The sequence below is a fragment of the Albimonas pacifica genome (genome assembly GCF_900113695.1).
Lineage (GTDB): Bacteria > Pseudomonadota > Alphaproteobacteria > Rhodobacterales > Rhodobacteraceae > Albimonas > Albimonas pacifica.
The window spans coordinates 259,726-274,925 of the sequence record NZ_FOQH01000001.1; the positions used below are offsets into that span (position 1 = coordinate 259,726).

At 73.0% G+C, this 15,200-nt stretch carries 10 protein-coding genes; 8 read left to right on the plus strand and 2 right to left on the minus strand.

Going from position 1 to position 15,200, the window contains the following annotated elements; genetic code table 11:
* Window positions 1-24 precede the first annotated feature (24 nt).
* Window positions 25-219 carry a hypothetical protein gene (locus BM064_RS00990; protein WP_092856954.1) on the minus strand — a complete coding sequence of 65 codons (195 nt, stop codon included), beginning with the start codon at window positions 217-219 and terminating at the stop codon, window positions 25-27.
* A 1,048-nt stretch (window positions 220-1,267) separates the two neighbouring features.
* Here BM064_RS00990 and BM064_RS00995 point away from each other — a divergent pair.
* Window positions 1,268-5,308, plus strand: a complete 4,041-nt coding sequence (locus BM064_RS00995) for a hypothetical protein (protein WP_092856955.1) — start codon at window positions 1,268-1,270, stop codon at window positions 5,306-5,308.
* Window positions 5,305-7,797 carry a hypothetical protein gene (locus BM064_RS01000; RefSeq protein ID WP_092856956.1) on the plus strand — a complete coding sequence of 831 codons (2,493 nt, stop codon included), beginning with the start codon at window positions 5,305-5,307 and terminating at the stop codon, window positions 7,795-7,797. Before BM064_RS00995 ends, BM064_RS01000 begins: the two co-directional genes overlap by 4 nt.
* Before the next feature lie 49 nt (window positions 7,798-7,846).
* On the opposite strand, the gene BM064_RS01005 is transcribed toward BM064_RS01000, so the two are convergent.
* The gene (locus BM064_RS01005; protein WP_092856957.1) at window positions 7,847-8,818 is read right to left on the minus strand and encodes a LysR substrate-binding domain-containing protein; all 972 of its coding nucleotides are present in this window, start codon (window positions 8,816-8,818) and stop codon (window positions 7,847-7,849) included.
* A gap of 99 nt (window positions 8,819-8,917) precedes the next feature.
* Between BM064_RS01005 and BM064_RS01010 the strand changes: the two genes are divergently transcribed.
* The 6 genes from BM064_RS01010 (at window position 8,918) to BM064_RS01035 (ending at window position 15,198) form a co-directional block, all read left to right on the plus strand.
* Window positions 8,918-10,339, plus strand: coding sequence for an amidase (locus tag BM064_RS01010; protein ID WP_218160907.1), 1,422 nt, complete (start codon window positions 8,918-8,920; stop codon window positions 10,337-10,339).
* 103 nt (window positions 10,340-10,442) lie between these two features.
* Window positions 10,443-11,738, plus strand: coding sequence for an ABC transporter substrate-binding protein (locus tag BM064_RS01015; RefSeq protein ID WP_092856958.1), 1,296 nt, complete (start codon window positions 10,443-10,445; stop codon window positions 11,736-11,738).
* Complete coding sequence (locus BM064_RS01020) at window positions 11,735-12,526, plus strand: ABC transporter ATP-binding protein (RefSeq protein WP_092856959.1); 792 nt, start codon at window positions 11,735-11,737, stop codon at window positions 12,524-12,526. Before BM064_RS01015 ends, BM064_RS01020 begins: the two co-directional genes overlap by 4 nt.
* Window positions 12,519-13,250: an ABC transporter ATP-binding protein gene (locus BM064_RS01025; RefSeq protein ID WP_092856960.1), complete on the plus strand. Its 732-nt coding sequence runs from the start codon at window positions 12,519-12,521 to the stop codon at window positions 13,248-13,250. The genes BM064_RS01020 and BM064_RS01025 overlap by 8 nt, the downstream gene beginning before the upstream one ends.
* A gap of 3 nt (window positions 13,251-13,253) precedes the next feature.
* The gene (locus tag BM064_RS01030; RefSeq protein WP_092856961.1) at window positions 13,254-14,141 is read left to right on the plus strand and encodes a branched-chain amino acid ABC transporter permease; all 888 of its coding nucleotides are present in this window, start codon (window positions 13,254-13,256) and stop codon (window positions 14,139-14,141) included.
* A gap of 7 nt (window positions 14,142-14,148) precedes the next feature.
* Window positions 14,149-15,198, plus strand: a complete 1,050-nt coding sequence (locus BM064_RS01035; protein WP_092856963.1) for a branched-chain amino acid ABC transporter permease — start codon at window positions 14,149-14,151, stop codon at window positions 15,196-15,198.
* Window positions 15,199-15,200 lie beyond the last annotated feature (2 nt).

Below are 15,200 nucleotides of genomic sequence, written 5' to 3' on the forward strand. Positions count from 1 at the left end.
TCCCGCAGGACGCGTGGGGGCGGCTCAGCCCCGGACGGGGTGGCCGAAGACCTGGGGGGCGCCGCTGCGCCAGGCGCGATGGCTCTTGCACCGCCGGCAGATGCGCTCGCCCGACCACTCGCTCTCGAAGGGGGCGCGGCAGGTCAGGCAGTCGCGGGTGCGCGCGACGTCGTCGGCGCGGCGCAGGGGGCGGTGGAGCTCGTCCGTCGGATCGGTCATTGCGGCTCATTCTCCTGGATCGGCGAGCGGGCGACGCGCTTGCGCCGGCGGGGGGCTGCGCCTCGGCGGCGGGGATCGTCATCGCGTAGTCGTCATCCGCCCGGGCCGCAGGCATCGACGCGCCGCGCCGGCCGTCCTGACGCCGGCCCCGGCGCGCGATGCGAAAAGCGCATGCTGAGCGTCAACGATATCTGGGGTGAAAGGGGGAGAATTCAATGAAGATGAATGCAATTCATCTGATGACATATGAATCATGGCGAGACGGACGGTGAAATTCAGGGCTCTGATTTCGGAATCTCCAGTTTTATTTTGACAGGTCGCCCCGGCCGGGGTCGCGACCCGAGCATCGAGCGCCCGTCGCGTCGCCCGCGCGGCCCCGGATCCGAGGCGCTCTCGGGCGCCCCGCCGGACGGTCCGCGGCAGTGCTGGCGCGCGGACCGCCGCGCCGGGGCCGCCTGCCGACGGGCGCGCGCCCTTGCGGGGGGCGCGTCCGACGGGGGATGCCGGCGATGTGAGCGGGCCGAGGCTCGCCCCAAGGTTGACGCTGGCGCGGAAGCGGCGTAGCTTTACGTTGCGGCCTCAAGTAGATGAACCGCAGCGTATCGAACGCAGGCCCAGCGTACCAGGGAGGGCTTTAAGTTGATTTCGAACACCGGCTGACGCGCCGTTCTGCGCGCGCGAATTTCAGACAGCTCGTGCGGTTTCACCGGCGCAACCTCATCGCGACAGGATCGAGACAGGGCGGATAGCCGTCGGCCGCGCCCGCGGCCGCCGAGGCCATGCGCGTGGCGTCCCGATCCTCCAGCGGTCCCCCGACCCGCTCCGCACGGCCGCTTCCCGGCGCCGAGGCGAGGGAGCGGGCGTGGGCGGACGCATGCCGGCGACCGCGTGACGAGGGCTTTCCGGGGCCTCCCGGATCGCGCGCTCCGTCGACGCGTGCGTCGACGGCTGATCAGGCGCCGGCCGCCGGCCCTGTTCTCCGATCCGTTTGCGACCCCGTGACAGAGCCGGCCGGCGCCGAGGCGCCCTGTCGGCAGGAGCCGAAACCATGAACATGCTCGTCCCCCTCGCCCCCGTCCGCGACCGCGACCGCGAGCGCAGCCGCCCCCGCCGGGGCCGGCCGCTGCGCTCGCGCGCCGCCATCGGGCCGCGCATCGCCGAAGTCCACGACCTGACGCTGATCCCGATGGAGGACGCCGCCTCGCCGCTCGCGGCCGGGCTGCGGGCCGAGCGGACGCCGACCTCGGTGATCCTGGTGCGCCCGGAGCAGGGCGATCTCGCGGGCGAGCAGCTGTTCATCGACCACGTCCCCGTCCCGCGGGAGAGCTTCCGCTACGACGCCCACGACCGGGTGCTGACCTGGGAGGGGCCCCACGGCGGCGGACGCCTGCACCTGACCCATGACGGAACCGGCGGCGTGGGCACGGTGGGGTCGGCCGAGGCGGTGATCTCGGTGACCGCCGCCGCCACCGCGGTCTTCGACTGCGACGTGGCCCCCGACGCCGGGGTCGCCTACGTCACCTCGGGCGGCCAGGCGGTGGCGCTGGACTGGGACCCGGCCTCCCCCGCCTGGCAGGCCGCCGACTGGGCCGGCGGCAAGGGACGCCTGCGGCTGACCTACACGGTGACGCCGGGCGGGCCGATCGCGCCGCCCACCTTCACCTTCCTCTTCGCCGACAAGCTGACGGGGGACGAGTGGCAGGCCCCGCTCGGCAGCTTCGACGCCTCGCTGCAGCTCGCCGAGCACGACGGCCAGACCGTCTGGGCGCTGGCTTTCAAGAGCCTGGCGGGCCCCGACCCCGACACCGTCCAGCCCGACGGGACCGCGCCCAGCGGCGACCAGCCCGACAGCGTCTTCCCCTACTGGATGATGCTGCGCGAGGACGCGGCCGCCCTGCGCCTCGACGGCGCGCTGGAGGTGGACGCCATCGCCCCCAACGGCACGCTGCTGGGCCTGCGGGGCGAACGCGCCTGGCCGGCGGCGACGGGGATCTACTCTCGCTCGGCCCGGCATGCGCCCTTCGGGGTCTTCGGCGGCCGCCTGCACCTGGGCGGCGAGGCGGTGGAGGCCTCGGTCCTGCGGGGGCGGGAGCTGCGCTGGTCGGGCCTCGACCCCGAGGCGGCGGCCCGCGCGGGCCTTCCGACCGAGGGGCGGATGACCTTCTCGGCCGACGGCGGCCGGGCGCGGGTCGGCGACGACGCCGTGCGCCGCCTCCCCGCCGAGACCGCCCACCGCGCCGTCGAGCGCCACGCCGAGGCCCACCCCGCGCTGCACGCCCGCTTCGCGACGCTGGCCGAGACGGCGGCGGCGGCCGCCGCCTCGCCGCTGACCATCTACGGCCTGCTGGCGATGAACGGCTTCGTGCAGAACGACAAGGGCCAGTGGAGCGACGCGGTGCAGAGCGCCGTGACCGGCGACCTCGGCGAGATCATGAACAGCTTCATCCCGACCGACATGTGGTCGCTGCTGTTCCCCGGCACGCCCCATCCCACCGTCTCCGGCGAGGTCGCCCGCATCGCGGCGAGCCCGGTGCCGGGCGTGGCCGATCCCGGCGCGTGGTACGGGCGCATGGCGACGGCGGTGATGACCCAGGGGCTGTCGTCCTCCACGCTCTCGGCCGCGCAGCAGATGAACGGGCCGCGGGCGGCGCAGTGGCTGCGGACCGAGATCGCCGCCTCGCGCGTCTACAACACCCACAGCCAGCGCCTGTTCGAGTACCGCTGGCAGGAACGCTTCCCCCTGACCGCCGACTACCTGCAGGACCAGATCGACCGCGCGCCCGAGTATGCGACGATCATCGACCAGCAGGTGGCCGCCGACATCGCCGACATCCAGGCCAACGTCACCGTGGACGGCAACTCGCCCCCCGACCTCAAGCAGACGCTGATCGCGGACGTGCAGCAGGCGGGCGACTACGCCAAGCAGCAGAACCTGTTCTGGGCCTTCGCCTTCTACACCTACAACACCGCCCCCGCGGTGCTGGCCAACATCGCCCTGCAGATGGGGATCTCGACCGGCTCCTCGGACGGGATGACGCTGACGCGGCTGTTCCAGCAGAACGCGGCGGTGCTGACGGCGCTGGACCCCTCGGGCGTGTTCTCCAAGAAATACACCGACACGATCAGCGCCTTCCTGTCGACCAACATCGTTCCGAGCATGTACAGCTTCGAGAACGACTCCACGACCTTCGACATCATCAAGCAGTATCTGGAAACCTTCGTCCAGAACAACATCAACAACGAAGACGAGCAGATCCGCGAGGCGGCCGAGAAGCTGGCCACGTTCCTGGCGGACGAGAACGCCGACCAGATGCTGCGCGACTCGATCGAGGCGTTGGTGGGCTTCTCGGAGGCGGTGGACGAGGCGCTGTCCTTCCCCTACGTCGCCAAGACCTTCGTCGCCTGGTTCTCGAAGACCTTCCCCAAGTTCTCCACCGTCTCGTCGATCTTCGGGTCGGTGCTGATGACCGGGATCGCGGGGCTGGCGCTGTTCAACCTGCTGGGCGCCTTCAAGCAGTGGGACAAGCTCGACGCCGCCCAGAAGACCGAAGTGATCCTGAACGCGGTGCAGATGGGCATCCAGTTCCTGGCCGCGGTGGTCAAGCGCGGGGTGCGGATCTACGCGCTCTACTCGGCCGAGGGGCTGACCAAGTGGCAGCGCATCGGCGGCATCAGCCGGGTCTTCGCCCAGGGCGAGTCCGACGCGCTGGAGGCGGCGCTGCAGCGCATCGGCAACACCACCGCCCGCTTCCTCGGCGACACCGAGGGCAGCGTCGGCAAGTTCGCCGAGGACGTGCGCCCGCTGCTGGCCCTCGAAGGGGAGGTGGAGCAGGCGGAGCTGAGCCTCGCGGCCAAGGTCTTCGGGCGCAGTCTCGACGAGTTCGTGGCCACCCGCATCGGGCCGCTGTTCATCCTGGCGGGCATCGGCTTCTCGATCTACGAGATCGCCACCGGCGACCAGGGCGTGGCGCTGGCCTCGGACATCCTCAACATCGTCAGCGGCGCGCTGACCATCTTCGCCACCGTGGGCGCCTGGGCCATCGACGTGGGCTTCATCGCGGCCGAGAGCATCCTCGCCCCGATCATCGCGGTGGCGGGGCCGCTGGCGGTGCTGCTGGCGCTCGTGGGCGTGGGCCTGCTGATCTACCAGATGTTCCGCAAGCCGCCGGATCCGGTGCAGGAGTTCGTGGACGATTACGTGAAGCCCGCGGGGCTGGCGGTCAGCGCCCGGGCCTCGGCGGTCGATTATTTCGTGCCCTTCCTCAACAAGGACAAGAACGACCTCCTGATGGTGGGGACCACCGTCGCCCAGGGGCTGACGCTGCTCGCCGGGGCCGACGGCGCGGCGGGGCTGGGCGCGCCCACCACGCTGCCCGACGCCGTGCAGCAGATCGAGACCGACGGGACCGGCCTGAGCCGGGTGTTCACCGTGGTGGTCGAGGAGGGCGAGACCTATCCGGTCACCCGCTACCTGTCGCTGATGGACGACGGCTCGATCCGCTACGCGCCGCGGCTGAAGCCCAAGGCCGACGGCGACGCCCCGAAGGCCGCCGACGGGGACGGGCCGAAGGTCGTGACCCAGACCTGGCGCTTCGCCGCCATGGGCCACGCCCAGCTCAACAGCGCCGGCCAGCCGCTGTCGCTCGCCTGCGCGATCCAGGTGGTGAGACCCCCGGCGCCGGAGGGCGCCGCGCCCGCCGACGAGGCCCTCGAATTCCTGGTCGCGGGCGAGGGACGGCTCCAGTTCTCGCCGCTCCCCATTCCCTGGCTGCTCGCCATGTCGGGGATGTCGCCCAACTACATGCACCGCCCCGACATCAGCTTCGTGCTCAACAGCCGCCCCGCGGTGCAGGAGTCCTACGCCCCCAGCTTCGGCGTGCTGCCCAGCACGCCCTGGACCGCGGAGCTCTCCGGCGATCCGCTGCCGGCCTTCCTCGGCTTCGACGCGGCCACCGGGCGGATTGCGCCCAACGGCGGGACCGCGACGCCCGAGAGCCGGGCCGCCGTGCATGAGACGGTGACGAACACGCTGGGCTCGGCCACGGTCGACTTCGCGGTGATCGTCAAGGCGCCGGCGACGCCGTCGTGACCTATCCCGAGCTCGAGGAGGCGCTGGCCGACGCCCTGATCGCCGCCATTCCCAATGCAGGTCCCGGGCGCGCCGCCGCGCCCGGGGAGGGACCCGGAGCGGGCGGCCTCGCCGCCCCTCCCCCCGCCGCGGGGCCCGGGCCGGAGGCCGCGCTGCGCGCGGTCCTCGCCTCGCAGGCGCTGGAGGCGCTGATCGACGCGCTGCCCTACTACGCGGACCCGGCCTACGTGAGCCAGTTCCGCGCCGGTCTGGCCAACCTCGCCGAGATCAACCTGCCCAACGACAAGATCGCGCCGCAGCCCTCGGAGTCGGGCTTCGGCTACTACAACAGCTACAGCTACAACGGCCCCTACTCGGGCTATCGCCACGCCTTCTTCACCAACGTGGGGGGGAGCGCGGCGGCCGCCGCCATCGGCCCCGGGCTGCAGGCCGCGAACCCGGGCATCACCGCGGCGTGGTGGGGCGGCTACGGGCTGGCGCTGCTGACCGACGCGGCGCGCGCGCGCGCCGGCTTCGACGTGGACTCGGGCCGGCTCGCCGGGGCGATGGGCGACGCGGACCGCGCCTTGCGGGGATCGATGTGGGCGGCCTCGCTGGGCATGATCCGCGGGGGCTGGGCCCCCACGACGAACGCCTGGGCCCAGCTGCAGGCGGCCGGCGGCCTCGAGGAGGCGCGCGCGGAGCTCGCGGCCGGGATCTGCTCGGCGGGGTTCATCGCCAACATCAACGAGGCGCTGTCGATGGGCGGCGATTCCACCAACGCGGCCGCCTGGTTCCTCTATCACAACTGGATCCTTGTGGCGCTGCTGGGCGGCGACCCCGACGCGGTGATCGCCGCCGCCCAGGCCGCCGGAATGGACGTGCCCGAGGAGCTGGCCCCCGGGACCTGGCGCTCCGGCTACACCGCCTGGTACGCCGCCCTGAACGGCGAGGACGTCGCCGCCCAGGCCGGCGGCCGCCTGGTCGAGGGGATGCCCGAACGCTCGACCCTGATCGTCTCGGGCTCCTATTTCCCGATCGACAGCAATGTGACCGCCGACAAGGGCTATTCCCTCAGCCTCGGGGTCTGGGGGCCGCTGAACCGCTACTACCAGCCGCCGTCGAGCTGCTTCGCCGACGGCGCCGGGGTGCTGATGGCGGACCTCTCGGTCAAGGCGATCGAGACGGTGGTCGAGGGCGACGCGGTCTGGACCCCGCAGGGCCCGCGCCGCGTGGCGCTGGTCGAGCGGCCGCTCAGCCGCCGCGCGCTCGCCCGGATCGCGGGCCTCGCGCTCGGCGCGACCGAGGGCCATCCCCTGCGCCGGCCCGAGGACGGCGGCCCGCGCTACGCCGCGCTGAACGCCTGGAGCCTGCATGACGGCGTGCCCACCATGGCCGAGAGCGGCGTGGTCGAGCTCTCGCCCGGCGTGACGCTGGCGGCCGTCGACCGGCAGGGCCGCCCGCAGCCCTTCCAGGTCGAGGAGATGAGCGTCGAGCCGGCCCGGCCCGAGGGGGAGGAGGTCCGCGTCCACGACCTGCTGCTGGAGAACTGGGAGCGGGACCGGCCGGCCTATTACGTCGGCGGCCCGGACCTGTTCGTGGCGGCGGAGGCGGAGTCCTCCGATCCGCTGCGCGAGCCCAAGGCCTCGCTGACCCTGCTCTCGGCGCTGGCGCACGCGGTTCCGGCGAGCCGGGCGTCGCTCGCCGCGCCCCACCTGCAGGCGCCGGCGCTGGTGCGACGGCTGCCCGCGGCGGACGCCTTCGACGCCGCGCGGCGGGCGGCCTGGTCGGCCGCAGGCGGCGTGCGGGCGGCGGCGCCCTCGATCCCGGGGCCGGAGTTCTACATGACCGACGGCGCCTGGGAGCCGCATGCCACCCTGCTCGAGGCGCAGCTCCTGCGCCGCTTCGCCCGGACCTGGCGGCGGTTCCTCGCCACCGGCTGGCGGGACGAGACGCCGGGGCGGGCGCCCGGCGACCGGCTGACCGTGCTGGTCCACGACCTCGAGCTCGCCGGCGACGCGCCGGTCGAGGCGGGCGCGCCGGCGGTCCTGCGCCTCGCCGTGCAGGACCACGGGCTGCACCCCGAGACCGGTCTCGCGCGCGAACTGAGGGCCGAGCCGCGGGCCGACCGGCGCTGGCATCCGCGGTTCGACGCGCTGCTCGACTTCGGGCCCTTCGCCCCCAGCCCAGACGCGGCGCTGGAGATCGCCTGGATGGTCGCGGGCCGTCCCGCCGCCCGGCTGCGCCTGCCGGTGGGCGGGGCGCAGGCCGGCGCGCCCTCGCGCGAGCATTTCCTGGTCTCGCCGGAGGGCGCGCCGCTGGGGCGGATCGCGCTCGACCTGGGCTGGCGCGGCGCACCGGCCCGCCGGGCCGAGGCGCGCCGCCGGGCGGAATGGACCCCGGCCCGCGCCCGCGCCGCGGCCCTCGCGCTCGGCGACGCGCTGGGCCGGTCCCTGGCCGAGGCCGCCGGGGAGACCCGCGCCCGCGGCCGTCCCCCCGCGGATCCGTGAGACGCGGGCGGGTCCCGGGGGCGGCCCCGGGAACCCGCCCGCGCGCCCGTCAGGACAGGCGGCGTTCGAGGTCCGCCGCGCGCGGCGCGTCGCGGCCGGGGAGGCGGCCGGTCGCGCCGGGCGGCGTCAGGTAGGCGTGCAGCTCGTCCATGAAGGCGCGCACCACCCGCGGCTTCTGATCGCCGTAGTTGTCCACCGCGATCAGCATCGGCGCCGGCAGGTCGTCGGTCAGCGGCAGGCGCAGGCAGCCGGTCTCGACGTCCAGCGGCTTCGGCGGGCGCAGGTTGAGGACCGAGTTCCCGAACCCCGCCGCCACCGCCCGCAGCACCGAGTCGTAGGAGCGCGAGCGGAACCCGATCACCGGCGGCAGCCCCGAGGCGCCCAGCAGCGTCAGCAGGTAGGTCACCGTCAGGGGCTGGCTGAGCAGCACGAAGGGATGCGCCGCCAGCTCGGCGATCGAGACGCTGTCGCGCGCCGCGAAGGGACCGGCGGCCGAGACCAGCGCATGCGGGGGCGAGGGGGTGATCTCGGTCACCCCCGCCTCGAAATCCGGGCCCAGGTCGTAGGCCAGCAGCAGGTCCAGCTCGCCCCGTTCCAGGAACCGTTTCAGCCGCGGCTGGTCCCCCTCCACCAGCGAGACCTTGAGGTTGGGCAGCTTCGCGCGCAGGCGGCTGAGCACCTCGACCACGAACAGCGAGGCGAAGGGCTCGAAGCAGCCGATGCGCAGCTCGGAATGCTGGTCGGCGAGCGCGCTGAGCTCCTGCTGATAGCGCCGCTCGGCCGAGAGCAGCCGGCGCGCGGCCTGCATGAAGCGCTCCCCCTGCGGCGTCAGCCGGGCGCCCCGGCCGCGGCGGCGGTCGAAGACCCGCGCGCCCAGGTCGTGCTCCACCGCCTCGATCGCGGCGGTGATCGAGCTCTGCGCGATGCGCAGGGCGTCGCTGGCGCCCATGATGCTGCCGCTGTCCGCGACTGCGCAAATGTAATGCAGCTGCTTGATGGTTGCCGGCACGATGGGCTCCATTCGCTATCGGGCGCCGATCTGATCACCAAATTATGCATTTTATGGAACTGAATTTGCAATGCAGCATTTGTGCAGACAACCTTGGGAGCCCCCGCCGGAATGCTCGACACGCCGCGCCGCGCCACGCCGATGGACCAGGCGCCCGACCTGTGCCGACTGGGCGCGTCGGCGCTGGCCGACGGCTACGCGCGCGGCGCGGTCTCGCCGGTGGAGGTCGCGAGGGCGGCGCTGGCCCGGGCCGAGGCCTGCCACGACGAGACCAACGCCTTCGTGCTGATCGACGCCGACCGGGCGCTGGAGCAGGCCCGCGCCTCCGAGGCCCGCTGGCGGGCGGGCGCGCCGCTCTCCCCGGTCGACGGGGTGCCCGCCACGATCAAGGACATCGTCGCCGTCGCCGGCTGGCCCGCGCGCTACGGCTCGCACGCGACCGACCCCGCGCCGCAGGCGGCGGACGCCCCGGCGGTGGCGCGGATGCGGGCGGCGGGGCTGACCTTCCTCGGGCTGACCGCCACGCCGGAATTCGGCTGGAAGGCGGTGACCGACGGCGGCACGAGCGGCGGCGTCGTCAATCCCTGGGACCGGGCGCTGACGGCGGGCGGCTCCTCGGGCGGCGCGGGGGCCGCGGCGGCCTTCGGCGCGGGGGTGTTCCACCTGGGCACCGACGGCGGCGGCTCGATCCGCATCCCCTCGGCCTTCTGCGGGATCTGCGGGATCAAGCCGACCTTCGGCCGGGTCGCCGCCTTCCCCGCCAGCCCCTTCGGCACCGTCGCCCATCTCGGCCCGATGACCCGGCGCGCCGAGGACATGGAGGCGATGCTCGCGGTCATGGCGGGCCGCGACCTCGCCGACTGGCTGCAGGGCGAGGGGCGCCTGCCCGCGCTTTCGACGGAGGAGTTCGCCCTCGACGGCGCACGCCTCGGCGTCTGGCGCACGCCCCCCTCGGGCGCGCTCGACAGGGACGTCGCGGCGGCCTTCGACGCGGCGCTGGCGACGCTGGTCGACGCGGGCGCGGAGCTGGTGGAGATCGAGCTGCCCATGGTCTCCGAGCTGCTGGGGATCTTCAAGGCGCACTGGTACGCCGGGGCGGCGGCGCGCCTCTCGACCCTCGACGCGCAGGCCCGCGCGGCGGTCGATCCGGGGATGCAGGCGATCGCGGCCGAGGCCGAGCGCGGGTCCGTCGTCGACTACCTCGCCGCCGTTTCCGCGCGCGCCGCCTTCGGCGCGGCCATGGACCGGCTGGCCGAGGGGCTGGACCTGATCGTCTCACCCGCCGTCGCGGTCCCGCCCTTCAAGGCGGGGGAGGAGGTTCCCCCCGGCTCCGGCCTGCCGCGCTGGATCGAGTGGGCGGGCTTCTCCTACCCGATCAACCTCTCCCAGCAGCCGGCCGCCTCGATGCCCATGGGGCGGACCCGGTCGGGCGCGCCGCTCGGCCTGCAGGCGATCGCGGGGCGCGGGCGCGACGCCCGGGTCTGCGCCTTCGCCCGCGCCTGGCAGGCGCTGCGCCCCGAAAGTTTCCTGTGAGGCGCCGCCCCGCAGGCCCCCCAGCGCCCCGGGTCGCGACCCGGCGCGTCGCCCTCGCCGGACCAGGCCCGGCCAGACGGATCGACAGGAAGGAACGCAGCACATGATGAACAGACGAGCCCTGCTCGGCGGCGCGGCCGCCGGCGGCGCGGCGGGGGCCGCGCTGCTCTCGGGCCTCAACACGGCCCGCGCCCAGGACGGCGAGACGGTGCACGTGGGATCGGCCCTGCCGCTGTCGGGCGCCGCGGCGGCCGACGGGATCGAGTTCCGCAACGGCCTCGAGCTGGCGGTGACCGAGATCAACGCCGCCGGCGGCATCCTCGGCCGCCCGGTCGAGCTGCATGTCGAGGATACCGGCGACATGGGCGCCTCGAACACCTCGCAGGCGATGCAGCGGCTGATCGACCGCTACGAGACGCCGGTGATCGTCAACGGCTACAACGTCGGCACCTCGATGGTCGAGATGGACGTGGCCGCCGACAACGACGTGCTGTTCACCCACTACAACACGGTGATCTCGCACAACACCAAGTTCCTGGAGGACCCGGAGCGCTACTACGGCTCGTTCCAGGGCGATCCGCCGGAGCTCTACTACGGCCTCAACCTGCTGCCCTACCTCAACAGCCTGATCGAGGCCGGCGCCTGGACGCCGGAGAACCGCAAGATCGCGCTGATCCCCTCGGCCAACGAATACTCGATCGTCATCGCCAACGCGGTGCGCGACAAGGCGGCGGAATACGGCTGGGAGGTCTCGCTCTACGAGACCGTGCCCTTCCCCAACAACCAGTGGGGGCCGGTGCTGGCCAAGCTGCGCCAGGACCCGCCGGCGGTGATCGCGGTCACCCACTTCCTGCCGCAGGATCTGGCGCAGTTCATGCAGCAGTTCGTGCCGCAGCCGACCCGGTCGCTGGTCTACATGCAGTACGGCCCCTCGCTGCCGGCCTTCCGCGAGATCGGCGGGGATGCGGTGAAGGGCGTGCTCTACTCGACCACCGTCGCCTGCCTGCCCGACGACTACGCCAAGGGCTTCCGGGACGCCTATCTGGCGGCCTTCGGCGCCAATTCGTCGCCGATGACCGGCTCGCAGACCTACGACGGGCTGTGGAAATGGGCGCTGTCGGCGGCCATCGCCGGCGGCCCCGGCGCGCCCTTCGACAAGGAGCAGGCCCAGAAGATCGCGGCCGTCCAGCGCAAGCTGGTGTTCCGCGGCGTGAACGGCGTCTGCCACGTCGACCCGGAGGGCCAGTCGGCCTTCTCCTACCCGGCGCAGACCCCCGACCCCTCGCTGGGCATGCCGCACCAGTTCCTGCAGCACCAGGACCTGACGGTGCCGCCGATCCTGGTCGGCCCCGCGCTCTACGCCAACGGCGAGTTCCTCACGCCGCCCTGGCTGGGATGAGCACGCAGGCCCTTCTCGCCTGCCACGAGGTGAGCCGTCACTACGGCTCCCTCAAGGCTGTCGACGGCGCCTCGCTGGACGTCTCTTCCGGCGAGGTCCTCGGCATCGGCGGCCCCAACGGCGCGGGCAAGACCACGTTCTTCGACGTGATCACCGGGGTGACGCCGCCCACCTCCGGGCGCATCGAATTCGACGGGCGCGACATCACCGAGGCCGGGGCGGACGAGATCTGCCACGCCGGGATCGCCCGTACCTTCCAGCTCAACGCCGCCTTCGAGCACCTGACCGTGCTCGAGAACGTGCAGGTCGCCGCCCAGTTCGGCCGCCACGCCCGCCGCTTCCCCGGCTTCCGCCTGTCGCGCGCGAGCCGGCAGGCGGCGGAGCGGGCGCTCGACTTCGCGGGCCTTTCCTCCAAGGCGCACATGACGGCGGGGGCGCTGCCGGTGCTCGACCGCAAGCTGCTGATGATCGCGGGCGCCATGGCGACCGAGCCGCGGATGGTGTTCCTCGACGAGCCCGTCGGCGGCCTGAACGCCGAGGAGATCGACCTGATCCAGGGCCTGGTGCGCCGGATGCAGGGGCAGGGCGTGACCATCGTGCTGATCGAGCACGTGATGCGCTTCCTGCTGACCCTCTCGACCCGGGTGCTGATCATGCACCACGGCCAGATCATCTTCGAAGGCCCCCCCGACCGCGTGGCCGAGGACGCGACGGTGGTCGAGACCTACCTCGGCCAGGGCGCCGCGGGCCGGCTGAAGAAGCATTTCTCGGAGGGCGCCGATGCCTGACCCGACCGGAGCGGCCGTCGCCCTGGCGCTGAAGGACGTGCGGGCGGGCTACGGCGGGCCCGACGTCCTCAAGGGCGTCTCGCTGGAGGTGCCGAGGGGCTGCATCGTCACCGTCGTGGGGCCCAACGGCCACGGCAAGTCGACGCTGCTGCGCACCGTCTCGGGCCTCACGCGGCTGCGGGGCGGCAGGATCCTCGCGCTCGGGGCCGAGATCCAGGACCACGCCGCCCACCGCCGCGCCGCCGCCGGCATCGCCCACGTGCCCCAGGGCGACCTGCTGTTCCCCGACATGACCGTGCTCGAGAACCTGCGCATGGGCGCCTATCTCGAGCGCGACGCCGCGCAGGAGAAGCGCCGGCTCGACGAGGTCTTCGCGCTCCTCCCCCGCCTCGCCGAGCGCAGGACGCAGGTCGCGGCCTCCCTCTCGGGCGGCGAGCGGCGGATGGTCGGGATCGGCCGCGGGCTGATGGCCGGCGGTCAGGTCCTGATGCTCGACGAGCCGTCGCTGGGCCTCGCGCCGCTGGTGATCGAGCAGATCTACGAGGTCATCGCCCGCCTGCGCGAGCAGGGCCGCACCATCCTGCTGGTCGAGGAGAACCCCGCCCGCGTCGCCGAGCTGAGCGACGTGATGCACCTGTTCGACGACGGCGAGATCGTGTGGTCCGGCGCGCCCGACGACCTGATGAACCGCGAGGAGCTTCTCGCGACCTACCTGGGAGGCTGAGCGATGCTGGACGTCGTCGTCGCCGTCGTCACGACGGCCCTGACCAACGGCGCGCTCTATGCGCTGGCGACCATCGGGCTGTCGCTGGTCTGGGGCTCGATGGGAATGCTGAACATGGCCCATGGCGGGCTGCTGGCGCTGGGCGGATACGCGGCCTACACCGGCTCGGTCCAGCTCGGGCTGCCGCTGCCGCTGGCCATCGTCTTCGCCATGCTGGCGGGCGCGGCGATGGGCGCGCTGCTCCACCTGCTGGTGGTGCGCCAGCTGCTGCGCAGCTCCGGCGCGGGGTTCGAGACCGCGGTGATGATCGCGACCGTCGGCATCTCGATCGCGCTGCAGAACGCGCTGCTGCTGCTCTACGGCGGGCAGCCGCTGGGCCAGCCCTTCGACGTGCCGGGCTCGATCCCGGTGGGCGCCGGCGCGGTGCCCTGGCTGAACGTGACCATCGTGCTGGTCTCGGTCGGGGTGATGGCCGCGGCCTCGCTGCTGATCGCGCGCACGAAGATGGGCCGGGCGATCCGGGCCACGGCGCAGAACCGCGACGCCGCCCTGCTGATGGGCGTGCCGGTGCAGCGGGTCTACCTGCAGGTGCTGGCGCTCTCGGGCGCGCTGGCGGGGATCTGCGGGGTGCTGGTCAGCTCGATCACCCAGCTGACCCCGACGCTGGGGGCGGACCCGATGCTGAAGGCCTTCATCATGTGCGTGGTGGCGGGCCTGGGGAACCTTCCCGGCGCCATCGCCGCCGCCTTCGGCCTGGCCCTGGTCGAGGCCGCCATGCAGTTCGCCGCCGGCGCCCGCTGGGGCTTCCCGACGCTGCTGCTGCTGGTCATCGCCATCCTGATCTGGCGGCCCGCCGGCCTGTTCGGCCGCGCCCGCATCCAGCGCCTGTGAGGAGATCATGAGCGACGCGACACTCTCCGCCGAGGCGCCCGCGGCCGCGGCCGCGGGCCTGCCGGCCGCCGACCGCTCCTGGACGCGGGACCTCGCGATCGGCCTGGTGGTGCTGGCCATCGCCGCGGCGCTGCCGTTCCTGATCGACAGCCGCTACGTGATGGGCCAGATCATCCTGGCGCTGGTCTGGGCCTCGGTCGCGGTCCAGTGGAACCTGATCTTCGGCTACGCCGGGATCTTCAGCCTGGCGCAGATGGCGATCTTCGCCATCGGCGGCTACGGCTGCGCGATGCTGAGCCACTATTTCGGCTGGTCGGTCTGGGTCTCGATCCCCGCCGGCGCGGGCGGGGCGATGCTGGCCTCGATGGTGATGGGGCTCGCCTGCCTGCGGCTCTCGGGCGTCTACGTGGCGCTGCTGACCTACGCCATCGCGCAGGTGATCTACCTGCTGATCGTCACCGACACCGAGTGCTTCTACTACGAGGGCGCCTCCTGCCGGCAGCTCACCGGCGGGGCCACCGGCTTCGCCCGCTTCGGCAGCTTCGGCACGCGCGAGTGGCTGCGCGGCGACTGGATCATGGGCAACTACGGCATCGTGCTGGCGGGCTTCGTGCTGACCCTGCTGATGAGCTGGTTCATCATCCGATCGCCCATGGGCCTCGCCTTCAAGGCGCTGCGCGACAATCCCGCCTATGCGGTCGCGCGCGGGGTGAACCGCTTCCACACGCAGCTGCTGGTCTTCGCCCTCTCGGCCTTCTTCACCGGGCTGACGGGGGGCCTCTACGCCGTGCACTTCCAGGCGATCGGGCCGGACGTGTTCTCGATGACCAACCTGCTGTTCGTGCTGGCCATCGTGGTGGTGGGGGGCGTCGGGACCTTCTGGGGGCCGGTCGCGGGCGCCGTGCTGCTGATGCTCGCCGACGAGGCGATGCGCGAGACGGGCGAGTTCCGCACGCTGGGCCTCGGCCTGATCATCGCGGCGGCGACCGTGCTGCTGCCCAAGGGGCTCGCCGGCCTCGCCGGCGACCTCGCCAAACGCCTCTCCTCCAAGGGATAAGA

Coding starts and splice junctions, on each gene's coding strand:
- BM064_RS01035 (WP_092856963.1), top strand. CDS start 14,149: ATGAGCGACGCGACACTCTCCGCCGAGGCGCCCGCGGCCGCGGCCGCG.
- BM064_RS01005 (WP_092856957.1), bottom strand. CDS start 8,818: ATGGAGCCCATCGTGCCGGCAACCATCAAGCAGCTGCATTACATTTGC.
- BM064_RS01030 (WP_092856961.1), top strand. CDS start 13,254: ATGCTGGACGTCGTCGTCGCCGTCGTCACGACGGCCCTGACCAACGGC.
- BM064_RS01015 (WP_092856958.1), top strand. CDS start 10,443: ATGATGAACAGACGAGCCCTGCTCGGCGGCGCGGCCGCCGGCGGCGCG.
- BM064_RS00995 (WP_092856955.1), top strand. CDS start 1,268: ATGAACATGCTCGTCCCCCTCGCCCCCGTCCGCGACCGCGACCGCGAG.
- BM064_RS01025 (WP_092856960.1), top strand. CDS start 12,519: ATGCCTGACCCGACCGGAGCGGCCGTCGCCCTGGCGCTGAAGGACGTG.
- BM064_RS01020 (WP_092856959.1), top strand. CDS start 11,735: ATGAGCACGCAGGCCCTTCTCGCCTGCCACGAGGTGAGCCGTCACTAC.
- BM064_RS00990 (WP_092856954.1), bottom strand. CDS start 219: ATGACCGATCCGACGGACGAGCTCCACCGCCCCCTGCGCCGCGCCGAC.
- BM064_RS01010 (WP_218160907.1), top strand. CDS start 8,918: ATGCTCGACACGCCGCGCCGCGCCACGCCGATGGACCAGGCGCCCGAC.